Raw genomic sequence first — 17,570 nt, 5'->3', positions numbered from 1 at the left:
TACTTGAGTCTACACTTGCCCTATGTGATAATTTTACAATCCTTCTCTGCAAATGGCATTTATATGTCAACAGGTCATGTTGAATATGCAAGTTTGGACGGAACGCATATTTTTAAGCTTATTGGCGAAGTGCGAGCCCAATCTTGTATCAGTCTAGACAAACTTTTAAACCGTATTGAACAACAGTCGAATGTCGTTGGGGCAATCGTAGATTTAACCCAAACTACGTTCATCGATAGCACAGTGTTAGGCATTTTAGCGAAACTTGGTTTGAAGCTAAAACAAGCGCATAACATTCAGGCTGTCATGTTATCTACTAATCCAGATATTACGACTTTAGCCAATAGTATGGGCTTAGGTCAGGTTTTTGTGATCTTGAATTACTGCGGTGATCCAAGCGTATGCACACGTGAGTTAATGGAAGAACACGTGACAAATTCAAGTATGTTGACAACCGTACTTGATGCACACAAAACCTTAATGAAATTGAACGAAAATAATCAAAATATGTTTGAACCACTAGTCAAACAACTCCAAAAAGAACAAGATAATTTGGAACAAGCGTCTCATCAACAGAACGCTTAATGTAGTTGCTACAAGGATAAACTCATGTCTTTACTTTCTGTTGCTCAAATGAATTCTCAAAATGACATTGAAGAAAACTTCAAGATCATCGAATCATTGATTCAACAGAGTAAGGCACAGGGTTCTTCCTTGGTCGTATTTCCAGAAAATTTCGTATGTTTCGCTGCTGGCAAACAACGCGAAACAGCAGAACAGTTTGAAAGCATTCAAAAACGACTCGAAGCTTTAGCTCACCAGTATCAAATTTGGCTGATTGCTGGGACTTTACCTTGCCCATTCCGCCCAGATGGTTCTGTGATTGAAGATGGTCGTGTACGCACAGTAAGTTTGTGTATTAGCCCCGAACGCACTGAAGCTCGTTATGACAAAATTCATTTGTTTGATGTACAAGTCGGCGATGCTGTAGGTGGCTACCAAGAATCCAAGTTTTTTGAACCAGGCTCAGATATTGTTGTTGCACAAACTCCTTTTGGCAACATTGGGATGATGGTCTGCTATGACCTACGTTTCCCTGAATTGGCTTTACATTTACGTGCGCGTGGTGCCAATATTTTAACTGCCCCATCTGCCTTTACTTACACCACTGGTCAAATGCATTGGCAATTACTTTTACAAGCACGTGCCATGGACAGTCAATGCCAAGTGCTCGGAGCTGCTCAACAAGGTTGGCATGGTGAAAAACGTCAAACTTGGGGGCATACTGCTGCCACCAATAGTCGTGGACAAGTGCTGGATCTGATTACAACTGAAGGAACACAACTCATTACCGTTCCTTTTGACTTACCAGAACAACAACAAATTCGTGAGTCGATGCCCTTAATGCAACATCGCCGATTGGTTCAGTTCGGTTAAAAGGCTATTATTTCCTAATAAATTTCAATATTTAGAGTAGAAAAACTCTGTATTCAATTAATCCTTTGGCATAGCTTTAAGATATTCACCCCATCTGTATCACACCGGCATTGTTGACGAATCTTCACAAAACAGAATTGATCTAAAAAATTGAGTGTGGCTATATGTAAATTTCGTTGTTTAATACTTGCACTGCAAATTAAATCGTGTACGATACATTTGCATTCGACATAAATACAGGTGAATAAAATGTCTCTAGAACAAGTAGTTTATACCGCACATGCCAAAGCCACAGGTGGACGTGATGGTCGCGCAATCTCATCTGATGGTATTTTAGATGTCAAACTTGCACTTCCAAAAGAAATGGGTGGCGCGGGTGGTGGAACAAACCCTGAACAATTATTCGCTGCAGGTTATTCAGCCTGTTTTATTGGTGCAATGAAATTCGTTGCTAACCGTGATCATTTAAAAATTACGCCTGACGTTTATATCGAAGGTGATGTCGGTATTGGTCCAATTCCAACAGGCTTTGGTATTCAAGTGACTTTAAATATTCATTTAGAAGGCTTAGAGCAAGCTGAGGCCCAAAAATTAGTAGATGCAGCACATATTGTTTGCCCTTACTCAAATGCAACACGTGGCAATATTGATGTGACATTAAATGTGATTGTTTAAGTCACACGTTCTATCCCGAAGTCATCACTTCGGGATAGAGACTTCATAACTTACAAGGATTTGGAAATATCTTTTTAAATTTCTTTTGATCATCGATTTCATCTGCCACCAAAATTAAATTACCATTTTGATCAAAATAAGAAGAACCTTGAAACACGGTATATTGAGCGATATCAAAAATAGGAACATTTTGAAAAATAGGGTGCTGAGTACTGATTAAGGTATGTCTTTTTTGCGAATTTAATTGGCGTGCAGTAATTTTATTCTGTTCAGAATCAGTTTCAATTAAGCAATTACGTTGAGCATCAATCGCGATGAATTCTTGAGTCGCATCATCTGTTTGCTTATCTTTAGCTAGAAAATGATGGATCTGGCATGGGCTACCACATGACATTTGAACATGGTAATAATTTTGATTTAGACGCTCAATCTGTGGTGACTTCATACCATCATAAACTTTTTCTTTCTTGCCATTGGTGTGTCTAATGACATCACAAGACCACTCCATCTCATCATGACATTGCTTATACACCTTAAACGATTCAGTATCAGCAAAACCGTGCTGAGCAATAAATGCCCCACTTATTAAAAAAAAGGAAATTAAAAGTTTATTCATTATTAAAATCTATTTGTTCTTACTTTAAGTTTAATAGCGACTTGCATCATTTTTTAGTAACACAAAATCATTACTATTAATTGTTAAAGGCTAATATTTCAACTAGACAATCGCCCCTAAAAGCAATACTTTTTAAACTATTTAAAAAGTATTGCTTTATTTCTCTTTCGTAGTCCTTTCTTCCAAAGCGAAAGAGAAAATTAACGAAATAGCCTGATCACTTTCAGTTATTCAGCCGCTTCATTGGTCACACGCAAAACTTCCTCCAAAGTCGTTTTACCTGCCAAAACTTTTCTCAAACCATCATCACGGATAGAACCCGAATGCAGCCGTGCATAACTTTCTAATTCAAATTCAGCCGCGTTGCCATGTATTAAACGGCGCATAGATTCATCTACAGGCACGATTTCATAAATTGCAGTTCGTCCACTGAAACCCGTATGTGAACATTGCTCACAGCCTTGTGGTTCTGGTAATTTTAAGCCTTCCATAGAAGAAACAATCGGCTTAAAAATCTGTTGTTCAAATAAGTCAGCTTCATGCCACGTGGTGCAATGTGGGCAAAGTGTACGAACCAAACGTTGTGCAATTACCCCAATTAAAGAACTCGAAAGCAAGAAGGGTTCAATCCCCATATCTTTTAATCGAGTCACCGCACCAATTGCAGTATTGGTATGTAGAGTCGATAAGACTAAATGCCCCGTTAAGGAGGCTTGCACTGCAATTTCGGCCGTTTCTAAATCACGAATTTCGCCGACCATCACCACATCAGGGTCTTGACGCAGCATAGCCTTTAGCGCTCGTGCAAAGGTCATATCCACTTTGGTATTCACCTGCGTCTGACCAATTCCTTCCAACTGATACTCAATTGGATCTTCAGCAGTCAAAATATTGCGGGTATTGTCATTGAGATCTGATAAGGCCGCATATAAGGTCGTGGTCTTACCTGAACCCGTCGGTCCAGTTACCAAAATAATGCCATGTGGACGATGAACCAATTGGGTTAAACGCTCATAGTCTGGTTTCAACAAGCCCAAATGGGTCATATTCAAACGCCCTGCTTGTTTATCTAACAAACGCATCACCACACGCTCGCCATGTGATGAGGGCAAAGTCGAGACACGTACATCGACTTCACGACCTGCTAGGCGTAATGAAATACGTCCGTCCTGAGGAATCCTTTTTTCAGCAATATCCAATTTCGCCATGACTTTAATTCGCGAAACCAAGAGTGGTGCCAACTCACGGCGAGGTTGTACAATTTCGCGTAACTGACCATCCACTCGTAAACGTACCGAGAGCTTCTTTTCAAAGGCTTCAATATGAATATCCGATGCACCAACGCGAATCGCTTCTGAAAGCAAAGCATTAATTAAACGAACAATCGGCGCATCATCCTCTTGATCCATCAGATCTTCAGCTTCTGGTACTTGATCTGCCAAACTGAGTAAATCTGGGTGATCTTCCAGCCCCGCAGCCACTTGCTGTGACTCGCCTGTATCCCCTGCATAACTAGAACTGAGTAAGGCATTAAAACGCTGATCATCTAATATTTCATAGTGTGCAGGTACATTGAGTAAACGACGCGCTTCTTGTAATGCAATCCATGCAGTATTTTCACGGCGTACAATAAAAACCTGATCCCCATCATATCGAAGTAAAACGCCATGTCGCTTGGCAAAACTATAAGGAATTTGTATTTGTTTAAGTATTTGCATCACAAAATTATAATGATGAAAAAGAGGCTTTTGAGTGTACTCTAAGCTTATGACAGCGTGAAGTCTGTTTTTGACTGAACTGACTAGAGGATTTTTTTATTTTGGCATCATCCGATTTCGAGCATCATCAAGCTGAACACCCCTCACTCAAATGGTGGGGCGAACAAAAATTCGAATTAAATCAAGCTAAAACATGGCAGTTTGGCTCTTTATTATTTCGTCTGGCGCGGAGCATCAATGAATGGCGCCTAGAATATCATCGCCCACAATATCAAAAAGATTCTGAGCGTGAATGGAATATTATTAGAGATCCTGAATTTGCCTTTCCACATCCCATCAAAATTGAGCGTTATATGTTTCGTCAAACGCATGAAACATTTCATTTGATGCCACGTTTGGCAGATCGATCTGTCGTAATTAAACCTGTCGACCCCATTTATATTCCTGCGGGGCAACGCGGAACCCTCTACATTAGTACGCCACTCTGGATTGCAGGTTTTGTTGAAAGTCAACGCGAACCATTATTTGACCTTCCAATGATGCAACCGAAGGATACATGGTTTGGTCCCGACCGCCGCACAGGTGAAGTCTGCTATGCTACTTCAGTAGATGGACGTACGGAGTTAAATTTACTTAAACCGAGTCCATTTCGGGCAGTTACACCAATTGAGTTCCACAATACCAGTGGTCAGCAACTCCGTTTTGATCGAATGAATATTCCTGTTTCAGCACTACCGCTTTTTTATAGTGAAAGTACCAATCGTTTATGGACTTCACAAATTAAAGTCATCCATGAAGATTTGACTCGTCCGCCACGAATTAAAATTGAAAACCGCACCCCACCGTTGGCGGGTGAAGTCACTTATGTACACGCACCTCGCTCACCAGGTGGTGCATTATTTAATATGTTTGACTCATTTTTTTAGGATACTGATATGCCAGAGACCAATATTCCTAAAGATGTTGCAGTCAGTTTGAAGGAAATATTTACCAATATTAATTTAGAACGAATCAGTGAGATTTTAGTTGCACTGGTATTGTGTCTGATTGGTTTTATCTTTGCACGTCTGATCTCGAATACCTTTATACGAACGATTGGGCAAAACTTTAATGCCCACCAAAGTATGGTTTGGCGTCGCGGAATTTTTTACTTTATTTTCGTGCTGTTTATAATGGCAAGCCTGAAAGAAGCTGGTTTTAAACTCAGTGTCTTTATTGGTGCTGCGGGTATTTTTACCGTCGCGCTTGGTTTCGCCTCACAAACTTCTGCCAGTAACTTAATTAGTGGTCTATTCCTGATTGGTGAAGGTTCCTTTGAAGTGGGAGATACCATTCAAATTACCTTGATTCGAGGACATACCATCGAAGGAGAAGTTATTTCTATTGATCTACTCTCGGTAAAGTTACTGACTTTAGACAATATTTATGTCCGCCTACCCAATGAACAACTGATTCGCGCACCTGTACTGAACTTATCCAAATTCCCCATTCGGCGAATTCCAATTACCTTAGCAATTAACTTTCAGGAAGACATCATTAAAGTTCGTGAAGTGCTGCTCGATGTTGCAGCTCGCTATCCCCTAGCTTTAGATGATCCAAAACCTGAGGTTACAGTAACTGCTTTTCGTGAATCAACTATCGAAATTCTGTTTGCAGTTTGGTGTCGACAAGAACTTTTCTTAAAAGCTCGAGATGAACTGCAAGAACGTGTGCGTAATGATTTCTTAAAAAATCAAATTGAGATTCCAGTACCTAAAATGGGGATTATTGACCGCCCTCATCCCAAAGCTCATGATGAGATTGATCAATATGCCCATGAGAAAGAACTCAAAAAAGGACCCAAAGAGCGATAAAATTATCGCTCTTTTTTTTGTTCATTCAGGCTCGGAGGTAATGGAGCAATATAGGCAATCACCAACATCACCACACCTGAGCCAATAAAGGAAATCACTCGTGTTAAGGTGCCACTTTGAGAGAGATCCAATAATAATAACTTCACAACGACAATTCCCAATAAAGCAGCCCCTACAAACCAGATTTGACGAATATGACGTTGGCTCGAAAAAGTCATTAATACAAAAGCCAGTACTACCCATAACAAGGTCAAACTGAGTTGTACTGAACCATCATGCCAAATTGCACTCCCCCATAACGGCGTTGCCAGATAATGATGCATGGCTCGAACCACAACACTACTGAACACCAACAGCCCAATCAGAATAGTACTAATTTTAATGCCCCATTCTAGCGTAGACTGCGTCTCAAAATTATGTCGATAGATGATCCTTAACAAGCCTGTAAACATGAGTAAAGATAGTAAATCGGTGAAGTTCAATAACGGAGCTAGATAGTAATGTACGGCAGAATACGAGTCTAAATTTAAGACCAGCAACCACAATAGTCCCAGTCCCCATACAGATATTTGATCAATAAAGTCACGCTTCGCTGTGAAATATCCATAGAACACGTATAAAACTGGCACAATACCTAAAGCTACAATTGGCATTTGTGGGAAAATGGCAAGCCCGATACTGGCAAGCGCAAGACACAACATTGCTGCCCATAACTGATTCGCAACACGTACTGATGAACGCTGCATGAATATCAAGATCAAACTTAACACTACCGCGCTGATGGCAAAACTGAACTGCGTAGTTTGACTGGTCCATCGCTGCGTTATAAACACCTCTTCAAATACAGTCAGACCATACAGCAACAGCATTAAACTACCCAGCAAAGTGAGTTGTAAATTTTGCCACTCCAATTTGGTTTTCAACTGTACGACTACACTAAAAGTGGCCAGTAAAACCGTAGCAATCGCTATTGAGCAAGCAAATGCCCACGACTGCCAGTGCATCAATTCTACACCTGCAATAGCGCCTGCATACATGCCTGAAACAAGGAAAATCCCACTCAAAATACGGGCGCTGAAATATTTTTCCACCTCTGGATAATGCAATAAATAAAATGCCGAAATAAACTGAGCAATAGCATAAATGACTGTGGTTAAAATAGGAAAATCATCATTCGACCAAATTTGGTACATCAATGCAATGGTACTGAGTAGCACCAATGCCACCCCCACATAACGACTGAGACGATAGCGCTCGGTAATCCCCCAAACAATTAAAGCAGTACCTTGAATCACCCAACCTGTAGAGGTCCAATGCGCTCCTTTTGCCAACGGAAAGATCAAAGCCGTAAATACAACAGCCAGAATAAAAAAGCTTTTGGCTAAAATAGACAATTGCGGATGTTGACGCTTAATCCAGAAATTCAATAGCCCATACGTCACTGCCAAAGCAGCAGCTCCCGATGTGAGAGCAACGGTTGAGTCATGCATTAAAAAAGCATGTAGCGAAAACCCCAGTACAGGGACACTAAAAATAAGTCCCACATCTAAAATCGGTTGAAGCTTTTTATTATTTGAGCGGGTTTCTGATTCTCGTTGTTGCTGTTGCTCTGCCACCATCAACTGGCTATAACGAATACTGAGCCAAATAAATAGCGCAATATGCAACCATAAAATGATATCAAGGGTATTCAGTTGCGAATTTTCCGCGTAAATCCCAATCACTGATCCACCAATAAACATCGTGGCAAAAAAAGCAATCTGGTGCAGTATTTTCCATGGCTGCAAATAATTGACCACGACCACAGCCAAATTAATCACAAAATAATACCCAAATAAAAACACCACATCAGGATGAGTGTGTGGAATAAGCAGAGGTGCTAGATAGGCCATACTCAAAGCAAGAATAGCCAAATACAGTGCCTGCTGCTTTAGACTCAGCACCACAGTAATTCCCAATAACATCACAAATAAAACGCTGGCCGTCATTAGACTTTGCAATACTTCAAAATGATGCGCAAAAATCAGCGTCAGAAAGATGACTGCCAAGCCTAAGCCCTGAAGGGCGATGGCAAACAAAGTATTTTTACGTTGTAGCAGATAACCCGCTAATGTAGTCACTCCACCTGCAACTGCAATAAAACCCAGTTTCACTCCTAAACTTAATTGCCAATGTTCACTAGCAAAACGCAGCAACAACACAACCCCCACCATGAGTACAGCCACGGCCACTCTTAAAATCGGGTTGCCATGCTGCATCCAATCCACAGCAGGTTGCCACCATGTGCGAGTTGATTCTGATGATGCTGTATTTGAGTCAACTGAGGTTTGTTGCGGTTGTTGAACCGTAACATCCTGTTGTTGCGTCAGGGTCAACTGTCCCGACATTGGCATTGCAGGAGGAAGCGGTTGCTCTGACATTACGAATGTGGAGGTTCTAGACATAACTGAAGATTGTTGCTGTGGTGGCTGCTCTAGCAAAGCCAATCGCCGCTGGAATGAACTGATCAATTGAATCAAACACAGCAATAAAACCAACAATGCCCCACCAACCACCCACATCCACGTATTGGCATAGGCCCACAACGCCACCAAGGCAGCCCCATAAATCACAATCTTTTGTGTCCCGATTCCTACAGATTGAATCAATGGCTGAGAAGTGAGTTGTTCTAATTGCTCAAGACGCTGATGAATATTCGAGATTGACTGCACAATCACAACCGTTAAACCAAGGGCAGCAGCAACTAATGTCGATTGCCATTGCATGACGATTGCAACAGCCAACAATACGGTTAATGCGATTAAGAGCAGGACCATTCCCTGTTTGTCGTTTTTATACATGGGTTTATGCATTATACAGCTTGAATAGGTTTATCTTACTTGATCACCCTTCATACAAGCAGTTTCACATACAAAATACTGCAAATTTATATACTTGGGATTGAGGAGCAGAATGTTACTTAGTGCATAGTGACATTACAAATAAGACAGCTTTACCTTTTTCACGTAATATAAGCCCTAGTTCATAATCAGGATTTGCAGCATGCCACCATTTGTATTGGTCGATGGGTCATATTTTTTATTTCGCGCCTTCCATGCGGTCCCACCTCTAACAACTTCTACGGGGTTGCATACCAATGCTGTACGTGGCGCAATTTCTGCGATTCAGAAACTGATGCGTCGCACTCAACCAACACACATGGCCGTCATTTTCGATACACCAGAACCGACTTTCCGTCATGAGCTATCACCGATTTATAAAGGTGATCGTCCAAGTATGCCTGATGAATTAGGACAACAAATTCCTTACTTACACGCACTGATTCGCGCCTTAGGTATTCCAGTACATATGCTGCCAGGTGCAGAAGCAGATGACATCATCGGGACACTAGCAAAACGCGCTGAAGCCAAAGGACAACAAGTCCTCATTTCGACTGGCGATAAAGACATGGCGCAACTCGTCACTGAAAAAATCACACTCGAAGACAGCTTTAAAGAAAAGCCGATGGACGTGAATGGCGTCTTTGAAAAGTTTGGCGTTTGGCCAAATCAAATTATTGATTACCTTACACTAATGGGCGATGCCTCTGACGGCATTATGGGCGTACCTGGTGTAGGTGCGAAAACAGCCGCTAAACTGCTCACCGAATACGGCTCAATTGGCGGTATTTTGGAAAATGTCGACCAGATTAAGGGAAAAGTCGGTCAAAACATTAAAGACAATGTCGAAGGCATCGCCATTGACCATCAGCTTGCCAGTATTGTCTGTGATTTGGACATTGGAATTTGCTACGAAGATCTTGCCATCCAAGACCCGAATGTAAATGAACTCCGTCGTTTATATACCGAACTGGAATTCCGTAACCAGTTACAGTCGCTGGACCATCCAAATAATCCCAACAATAGCAACAACAAACAAAGCAATGCCAGCCTTCAGCAAGCTCCAGTCGCTGCACCGATTGAAACTGAAGACCAAGCGACCTTAACCAGTGTTGATGATCAACTCGGTCAAGCCAACTACCATACCGTATTATCTGCCGAGGCATGGGACAAACTGTTACAACGCATGCAAAATGCGAATAAGTTCGCAATTGATACCGAAACCACCAGCTTAGATTATCGAATTGCGGAAATGGTGGGCTTCTCGATTGCCTTTGATGCACAAGATGCCTACTACATCCCACTCGCACATAATTATGAAGGTGCGCCAGAACAATTAGACCGTGAAACCGTGCTTGCACAAATCAAACCGATTCTAGAAAATCCTGAAATTAAAAAAATCGGTCATCACCTGAAATATGATGCGCATATTTTTGCCAATCATGGAATTGAGCTGCAAGGTTGGTATTTTGACACCATGCTGGCATCCTATGTGCTGAATTCTGTCGCTACTCGTCACGGCATGGATGATGTGGCACGTTTATATTTAAGCCACCTTACCACCACCTATGAAGAAGTGGCGGGTAAAGGCGCGAAACAAAAGACCTTCAATCAAATTGAGATTGAGACTGCCGCACACTATGCAGCCGAAGATGCCCATGTCACCTTCCGTCTGTATGAAGTGCTAGATAAAAAACTCAAAGTGCATCCAGAACTCATCAATATTTTGCATAATATTGAAGTACCTGTAGCACGTGTCTTAACCTCAATGGAAGAAAATGGCATCCAACTTGATCTTCAGTTCTTGGATCAATTGGGTGAAGATTTTTCCAAAACGATGCAAGATTTAGAAAATCAGATCATCGAATTGGCAGGTCAGCCATTTAATGTCAGTTCACCAAAGCAAGTTGGTGAAATCTTGTTTGAAAAACTGGGCTTAAAAGGTGGCAAAAAAACTTCAACAGGACAATACAGCACCAGCGAAAGTATTTTAGAAAAATTGGATCATCCCATTAGCGCGCTGATTTTGGATTATCGTGGTTTATCCAAGCTGAAAAGCACCTATACCGATGGTTTATTAAAACAGGCTAACAATGATAGCCATCGCGTGCACACCAGTTATCACCAAGCATTGACTGCAACTGGTCGTCTATCTTCAACCGATCCAAACTTACAAAATATTCCTGTTCGTGAAGAAATTGGACGTCAAATTCGTAAAGCATTTATTGCTCCGGAAGGACGAGTCTTGTTGGCAGCCGACTATTCACAAATTGAATTGCGATTAATGGCACATTTCTCTCAAGATGATGCCTTGTTGGATGCCTTCCGCCATGGTCAAGACGTTCACCGACGTACTGCTTCAGAAGTCCTGAATATTCCACTGGATCAGGTGACTAACGATCAGCGTCGCCAAGCTAAAGCGGTCAACTTTGGTCTGTTATACGGCATGTCGGAATTTGGTTTGATTCGTCAACTGGGCTTTACCCGTGAAGAATCACAAAACTATATCAAACAATATTTCCATCGCTATCCGGGTATTTATGAGTATATGCAACGCACTCGCCAAGTTGCTTTGGAACAAGGTTTTGTGGAAACTATTTTAGGCCGACGTTTATATACACCTGAAATTGATGCACGTAACATGATGATCCGTAAAGCGGCTGAACGTGCTGCGATTAATGCACCACTGCAAGGGAGTGCGGCGGACATTATTAAAATGGCGATGATTGAAGTGGATAAAATGCTACCGAAAGATCAAGCCAAAATGCTTTTACAAGTCCACGATGAATTAGTGTTTGAAGTCGATGCCGACATTGCAGATGAATTGGCACCAAAACTGGCTGAAGTGATGCAATCGGTACTGGAAATTTCAGTTCCGTTACTGGTTGAAGTCGGTAAAGGCAACAACTGGGATGAGGCCCACTAAGGGACGTTTAATCAACACAATAAAAAAGGACTCTATATAGAGTCCTTTTTTATGATGAATTGAAAATAATTTAAAAAAATCTTATAAACCTGTCAACAAGACAATTGCCACTTCATTCATAATGATTTCAGCAATATACAAGGCCAAGAATGCTACGATTGGAGATAAATCAATCATTCCCATATTTGGCAATAAACGACGGAATGGTGCCAACAAAGGCTCAGCCAACTCTTGAATCACCTCAATATAAGGTGAACGTGACTGAGTGAACATCACCACCCAACTTAAAATAATCGTTGCAAAAATCAAATAACGACAGAAGCGAATCAAGTCCTGAATCATGGTGACGAAGGTTAAAATCACCAAATGAATCGGACTATTCGGCATGGCCCCCGATAAGTACATGATGCCAAATATTTTAAGTAAATAAAGCACCACCACCAAGGCCAAGGCAGCAGAGTTCACACGCCCCTTACCCAATGTTGGGAAAATGCGACTAAAAATATCCACAATCTTGGTGGCTTTGACTGTCGACATCACCACAGGGTTGTAGGGATTAACGGCAGCCAATTGCATTAAAAAGCGGAAGAATACGAGCAAAATCGCTACGTTAATAATAATGCCAAAAATTAGCGCAGAGTTTGCACCCATATTAAAATTTTCCTAATTAAAATCAATTACTTGCTACTTTCACTTAATTCTTGCGCCAACTCTTGGCTACGTTTTTTCGCAGCAGCCAACGCAGACTGAATATTTTGTGAAATTTGTGCACGGTCAAACACTTCTAAAGCAGCCTGAGTCGTACCATTTGGAGAGGTGACATTTTTACGTAATTCTGCTGGTGAGTTTGCACTGGTAATTGCCATTTGTGCAGCACCTAAAGCGGTTTGCAAAGTTAAAGCCGTTGCAACTTTTTCATCTAAGCCTAAGTTTTTACCTGCACGAATCATGCTTTCCATCATATAGAAAAAGTATGCAGGACCTGAACCTGAAACAGCAGTTACAGCATCAATTTGTGCTTCAGAATTTACCCAAATGGTTAAACCTGTTGCAGCAAGCACTTGACTGGCTAACTCACGGTCTTTCGCATCGACAACATCTGTCGCATATAAACCATGCGCACCGGTCTGGACTAATGCAGGCGTGTTTGGCATGACACGGACAATACGCTCTGTGCCCGATAACGCTGCCATGGTTGCAATTTCCGCACCCGCAACAATTGAAATCACCAGTTTACCATCCAGTAAACCATGTAATTGCTTCAATACATTGGCAAGTACCTGAGGCTTAACAGCCAAAACAACAATATCCGCTTTCTCAATCGCCGCGATATTATCATCCGTCACATGCACATCTTTTTCTTGTAAAAGTTGACGTACATTTTCAAAGGGATCAGCAACTGTAATACGAGTTGTCGGCATGCCTCGCGCAATTAATCCGCCAATTAAGGCTTGCGCCATATTGCCGCCACCAATAAAAGTAATATTACAATTTAAAACTGCACTCATGATTTACGCTCGTTATTGAGTATTCTATTGCCCTGAAACTAATTTCGGCTGCCATCCATCCACTACAAGATATTCAGACTGTGCTAACCAAAAACCTTTAGGTGTAAAAACCCCTAGCATAACATTATCTATGCTTAATATTTGAATTGTATGACGCAACCAAGGAAAAATTTGTGCTTGTTGTAGCGCTTTTTTCAAAGGCCAACTCCCCACCCGCCCATGCAGATGAATTTTTTCACCACCGACTCGTGGAGACAAAATCAGTTGTCTATCTAATAGTTCTTTTGATAATCCAAGAGCTTGCTCTTGAATCAAATACTGTCCTGAAAATAAAGATACGGTCTGATTAAGTCCAAAAGTTTGCATTTGTGTGGGCAAAACAGAAGAACGCTGCTCAGCCAAATATGTATCTTCAGTCAAACGAAAGATTTGTTGTTGATAGCGAACATAGTAATAGCCCTGCCAATGTAATGCCGCCTGTGCATCCTGCTTGGCTTCAATCACTTCTGCTTGCAAACGTTGCACCATGGCAAAATTTGGGCGATAAGTCGCTTCACCTTGCATCCAATGCGAAAGGAGTTGGCGTTGTCTAGCCACCGACAACATCTTTAACGGTTCAAGATTGAGAAAAGATGGATTGCCGCATTTTTCTAAATCAGAGACTAATACTTCCGCCAATATTTCATCTGCATCTTGCATTAAAATACTGGTGCGACTCAGCGCTTGCTGCATTTTGGGGAAGCGTTGTTGTAAAACAGGCCATAAAATTTCACGGCACCAAGCGCGATCATAATCTGGATTGGCATTGGTTGGATCTTCAATATTTTGCACATCCAACTGAACCGCCCATTGGCAAATCTGCTCACGTGACAGTTCTAACATGGGTCGCCAAAGTGTCATTTGTGGGCGTACATCGACCACAGACATCGCCGATAAGCCTTGCACTCCAGCGCCAGAAAGCAGTCGCAACATCAAAGTTTCAGCTTGATCTTGCTGATGATGGGCTAAAACCAAAACCTCATTATTGTTTAAATGTTCTTCAAAGGCTTGATATCGAGCATTACGTGCTTGGTTTTCTAAATTACCTTCAGCCACATGGACAGGAACAATTCCGCACGGAACCTGCAATTGCTGACAGGCATTCAGGACAAACTCCCCCCAAGCTGAACTCATACTTTGCAGTTGATGATCAACATAAATGGCGCGAATTTTTTGTGGGAATAAAAACGACATAAGATGCAGTAACAGCATGGAATCCACGCCACCACTACATCCTATGAGATAAGAACTTTGTTCTGTAAAGGTCTGCGCCTGTATTAAGACGTTAGACCTAAATTGTCGCTGCCAAACTTCATTAAACGTTGGTAACGTGCTTCGCATCGTTCTTGGGCATCCATTGGCTGTAACTCATCCAATGCTTGTTTGAGTACGAGCTTTAAGTTTTCCATGACTTGTTCAGGGTTTAAATGCGCGCCTTGACCTTCATCAACGACGTATTCAACGATACCAATTTGTTGTAAACGATCAGCAGTTAACGCCAATGCTTCACTAGCCTGCTCTGCTTTTTCAGCAGTTTTCCACAAAATCGATGCACAGCCTTCAGGTGAAATTACTGAATAAATACTGTGTGACAGCATAATCACACGGTCAGCAACACCAATACCTAAAGCACCGCCTGAACCCCCTTCACCCAAAACAGTTGCAATAACTGGGACTTTCAAATTTGAAAGTTGTGCAAGGCTAGTCGCAATCGCTTCTGCTTGACCACGTTCTTCAGCACCAACACCTGGGTAAGCGCCCATAGTATCAATAAAAGTGAATACAGGTAAATTAAAACGCTCTGCCATATCGAGCAAACGTTGTGCTTTACGATAACCTTCAGGATTACTCATCCCAAAGTTATGTTTTAATTTTTCGCGAGTGCTACGACCACGGTGTTGACCGACTACCATAACTGGTTTGCCATCAAAACGCGCTAAGCCACCGACCATCGCACCATCATCACCAAACAAACGATCTCCATGTAAAGCATCGAATTCAGTGAAGATTTCACCAACATAGTCCAAAAATTGCGGACGGTCTGGATGACGCGCAATTTGGACTGTTGTCCATGCTTTAGATTGAGCAGCTTTATTTTTCATAGGTCGACCATTATCCCTAAATTAACCAAACAGTGTTAATCGATAAATTGTTCCGACTGAATATTCAATTCAATATCCCAATGCTTGAATTGCATTTGTTCATCATGCAAATCTGCAACAAGCAAAGGCCATTGTTTGGCATCACCAGAAACGCAGAGTTGCCATTGTTGCGCATTGCCAATGGTTAATTCAATGGCAGGAAGCATCGCATCGCTACGACTATGATTCAGTAAAACTGCTAATCGAAGCAATAGACATAGATGCACAAGTTTGCTACCTCCGACCTTCATAACATCAATTTTTCCATCACTACGCAACTTGCGACGGTGATTTGCAACCAAATGTGAGATCTGATTTTGGTCAATCTGTGAAAAGCCTGCAATGTCCGAATGTTGTAATAAATAGGCCCCATGACGATGATAACCACCGTGACTAATCGCCAATCCAATCTCATGCAAATATGCCGCACGACGCAGTAAGTCACTGTCATCGCTGGTTAAATTCAATGGTTTTGCTACACCATCAAATAAATGCTGTACAGTTTTAACAACTCGCTCAGCTTGTTTCGGATCTGCACCATAGCGTCCCATTAGGGCTTGCACACTACGGTCACGAATATCTTCATGTTGGAAACGACCCAATAAGTCGTACATGACGCCTTCTCTTAATGCGCCATCCGAATAAACCAAAACTTCAATTTCTAACAACTCGAATACTGCACACAAAATTGCAATTCCAGCTGGCAAAACTGCTCGACGGTCTTCCTTAAGACCATCAAAATCCATTTCTGAAATATGCTTATATTTAAGTAGTTTTTCTTTGAGTTTTTCTAACCCTTCACGCGTCAGATTCTCTTGCTCATTACTCCAGCCCATATTGACCGCAATTTGGCGACACGCCTTAATGGTGCCACTCGATCCAACAACAGTATCCCAACCCGCTTCTTTATAAGTATTGGCAATTGCAGATAACTCTTTACGTGCTGCAACCACAGCTTTGTCAAAGCTTTTTTGATTAATTTCACCATCTGGGAAATATGCTTTAGTGAACGCGACACAACCCATTTGTAAAGATTCAGTGTGTATCGGTTCAAATTCTTCACCAATGATCAGTTCAGTCGAACCACCACCAATATCAATCACCAAACGACGACCACTGTTCGCCATAGTGTGAGAAACACCCAAATAAATCAGACGCGCCTCTTCACGACCTGCAATAATTTCAATTGGTTTAGGCAAGATTTCTGCAGCTTTTTGAATAAATTCATGGCCATTTTTAGCTTGACGTAACGCATTGGTTGCTACAATTCTTAAACGATTGGGCTGCACTGAACTTAAACGCCCCACAAAACGCGCTAAACATGCCAAACCTCGTTGTTGCGCGGCTTCAGTTAAATTTTTATTTTCATCAAGTCCAGCTGCTAACTGAACCTTTTCTGACATTGATGCAACTTTTTTGACTTCACCATGGTCTACACGTGCAATCGCAAGGTGAAAGCTGTTCGACCCCATATCGATGGCAGCAAGTAATTCTTCATCAATTAAAAAATCAGACATTCTTCAAATAAACCTGTACAGAATTGAGCCTAGAGTAATGCACATACATGCAATTTAAAAGCCATTTATCTCTTTTAAATATTGAGCTTTTTATTTTTGAGCATATATGACAATTGTGTTACACGATCAGCATCATCGTGAGCACCAATTAGACAAATTTGATCGAAAGGCTGAAAATTTGCATCTAACACTACATTGTTAAAGATGGCTATGTAATACTTAGAGCCATTAGCTATCTTTTAATAAAATTTTTGGAGCATA

General features: G+C 41.4%; 14 protein-coding genes. 6 read left to right on the top strand and 8 right to left on the bottom strand.

Going from position 1 to position 17,570, the window contains the following annotated elements:
- Positions 1–63: 63 nt before the first annotated feature.
- From gigB to MP622_RS00455, 3 genes are all read left to right on the top strand, one after another.
- On the top strand, positions 64–585 hold the full coding sequence (gene gigB, locus MP622_RS00465; RefSeq protein WP_044738938.1) for an anti-anti-sigma factor GigB: 522 nt from the start codon (positions 64–66) through the stop codon (positions 583–585).
- Positions 586–609: 24 nt separating this feature from the next.
- Entirely contained in the window at positions 610–1,437 is an 828-nt protein-coding gene (locus MP622_RS00460; protein WP_243791980.1) for a carbon-nitrogen hydrolase family protein, read from the top strand.
- A 249-nt stretch (positions 1,438–1,686) separates the two neighbouring features.
- Positions 1,687–2,112, top strand: a complete 426-nt coding sequence (locus MP622_RS00455) for an organic hydroperoxide resistance protein (protein ID WP_243791978.1) — start codon at positions 1,687–1,689, stop codon at positions 2,110–2,112.
- A gap of 43 nt (positions 2,113–2,155) precedes the next feature.
- Here MP622_RS00455 and MP622_RS00450 read toward each other — a convergent pair whose 3' ends face one another.
- Together MP622_RS00450 and gspE are read right to left on the bottom strand one after the other, a co-directional pair.
- The gene (locus MP622_RS00450; protein ID WP_243791976.1) at positions 2,156–2,728 is read right to left on the bottom strand and encodes a hypothetical protein; all 573 of its coding nucleotides are present in this window, start codon (positions 2,726–2,728) and stop codon (positions 2,156–2,158) included.
- Positions 2,729–2,955: 227 nt separating this feature from the next.
- On the bottom strand, positions 2,956–4,446 hold the full coding sequence (gene gspE / locus MP622_RS00445; protein WP_243791975.1) for a type II secretion system ATPase GspE: 1,491 nt from the start codon (positions 4,444–4,446) through the stop codon (positions 2,956–2,958).
- 101 nt (positions 4,447–4,547) lie between these two features.
- On the opposite strand from gspE, the gene MP622_RS00440 reads away from it, so the two are divergent.
- Positions 4,548–5,372 (top strand): hypothetical protein, encoded by an 825-nt coding sequence (locus MP622_RS00440; RefSeq protein ID WP_044738942.1) that lies wholly within the window; start codon positions 4,548–4,550, stop codon positions 5,370–5,372.
- A 9-nt stretch (positions 5,373–5,381) separates the two neighbouring features.
- Complete coding sequence (locus MP622_RS00435; RefSeq protein ID WP_044738943.1) at positions 5,382–6,299, top strand: mechanosensitive ion channel family protein; 918 nt, start codon at positions 5,382–5,384, stop codon at positions 6,297–6,299.
- Between the two features lie 2 nt (positions 6,300–6,301).
- On the opposite strand, the gene MP622_RS00430 is transcribed toward MP622_RS00435, so the two are convergent.
- On the bottom strand, positions 6,302–9,139 hold the full coding sequence (locus tag MP622_RS00430; RefSeq protein WP_243791973.1) for a DUF2339 domain-containing protein: 2,838 nt from the start codon (positions 9,137–9,139) through the stop codon (positions 6,302–6,304).
- Positions 9,140–9,341: 202 nt separating this feature from the next.
- On the opposite strand from MP622_RS00430, the gene polA reads away from it, so the two are divergent.
- Positions 9,342–12,104: a DNA polymerase I gene (gene polA, locus MP622_RS00425; protein ID WP_243791971.1), complete on the top strand. Its 2,763-nt coding sequence runs from the start codon at positions 9,342–9,344 to the stop codon at positions 12,102–12,104.
- 81 nt (positions 12,105–12,185) lie between these two features.
- Here polA and MP622_RS00420 read toward each other — a convergent pair whose 3' ends face one another.
- Genes MP622_RS00420 through ppx form a run of 5 tightly spaced genes read right to left on the bottom strand, consistent with a single transcriptional unit; the run spans position 12,186 to position 17,309 of the window.
- The gene (locus MP622_RS00420) at positions 12,186–12,755 is read right to left on the bottom strand and encodes a YggT family protein (RefSeq protein ID WP_016166110.1); all 570 of its coding nucleotides are present in this window, start codon (positions 12,753–12,755) and stop codon (positions 12,186–12,188) included.
- Positions 12,756–12,781: 26 nt separating this feature from the next.
- Positions 12,782–13,612 carry a pyrroline-5-carboxylate reductase gene (gene proC, locus MP622_RS00415; protein WP_243791969.1) on the bottom strand — a complete coding sequence of 277 codons (831 nt, stop codon included), beginning with the start codon at positions 13,610–13,612 and terminating at the stop codon, positions 12,782–12,784.
- A gap of 24 nt (positions 13,613–13,636) precedes the next feature.
- Positions 13,637–14,992 (bottom strand): tRNA lysidine(34) synthetase TilS, encoded by a 1,356-nt coding sequence (gene tilS / locus MP622_RS00410; protein WP_243791967.1) that lies wholly within the window; start codon positions 14,990–14,992, stop codon positions 13,637–13,639.
- Positions 14,929–15,753, bottom strand: a complete 825-nt coding sequence (locus tag MP622_RS00405) for an acetyl-CoA carboxylase carboxyltransferase subunit alpha (RefSeq protein WP_243791965.1) — start codon at positions 15,751–15,753, stop codon at positions 14,929–14,931. Before MP622_RS00405 ends, tilS begins: the two co-directional genes overlap by 64 nt.
- 35 nt (positions 15,754–15,788) lie before the next feature.
- Positions 15,789–17,309, bottom strand: coding sequence for an exopolyphosphatase (ppx, locus tag MP622_RS00400; protein WP_243791963.1), 1,521 nt, complete (start codon positions 17,307–17,309; stop codon positions 15,789–15,791).
- Between the last annotated feature and the right edge of the window lie 261 nt (positions 17,310–17,570).

The sequence above is a fragment of the Acinetobacter sp. PK01 genome (assembly GCF_022819285.1).
GTDB classification, from domain to species: domain Bacteria; phylum Pseudomonadota; class Gammaproteobacteria; order Pseudomonadales; family Moraxellaceae; genus Acinetobacter; species Acinetobacter tandoii.
This window is presented reverse-complemented; position numbering and strand designations above follow the sequence as displayed.

Coding starts and splice junctions, on each gene's coding strand:
- proC (WP_243791969.1), bottom strand. CDS start 13,612: ATGAGTGCAGTTTTAAATTGTAATATTACTTTTATTGGTGGCGGCAAT.
- MP622_RS00450 (WP_243791976.1), bottom strand. CDS start 2,728: ATGAATAAACTTTTAATTTCCTTTTTTTTAATAAGTGGGGCATTTATT.
- ppx (WP_243791963.1), bottom strand. CDS start 17,309: ATGTCTGATTTTTTAATTGATGAAGAATTACTTGCTGCCATCGATATG.
- MP622_RS00430 (WP_243791973.1), bottom strand. CDS start 9,139: ATGTATAAAAACGACAAACAGGGAATGGTCCTGCTCTTAATCGCATTA.
- tilS (WP_243791967.1), bottom strand. CDS start 14,992: ATGCGAAGCACGTTACCAACGTTTAATGAAGTTTGGCAGCGACAATTT.
- MP622_RS00405 (WP_243791965.1), bottom strand. CDS start 15,753: ATGAAAAATAAAGCTGCTCAATCTAAAGCATGGACAACAGTCCAAATT.
- MP622_RS00435 (WP_044738943.1), top strand. CDS start 5,382: ATGCCAGAGACCAATATTCCTAAAGATGTTGCAGTCAGTTTGAAGGAA.
- gigB (WP_044738938.1), top strand. CDS start 64: ATGTCAACAGGTCATGTTGAATATGCAAGTTTGGACGGAACGCATATT.
- MP622_RS00420 (WP_016166110.1), bottom strand. CDS start 12,755: ATGGGTGCAAACTCTGCGCTAATTTTTGGCATTATTATTAACGTAGCG.
- MP622_RS00455 (WP_243791978.1), top strand. CDS start 1,687: ATGTCTCTAGAACAAGTAGTTTATACCGCACATGCCAAAGCCACAGGT.
- MP622_RS00460 (WP_243791980.1), top strand. CDS start 610: ATGTCTTTACTTTCTGTTGCTCAAATGAATTCTCAAAATGACATTGAA.
- gspE (WP_243791975.1), bottom strand. CDS start 4,446: ATGCAAATACTTAAACAAATACAAATTCCTTATAGTTTTGCCAAGCGA.
- polA (WP_243791971.1), top strand. CDS start 9,342: ATGCCACCATTTGTATTGGTCGATGGGTCATATTTTTTATTTCGCGCC.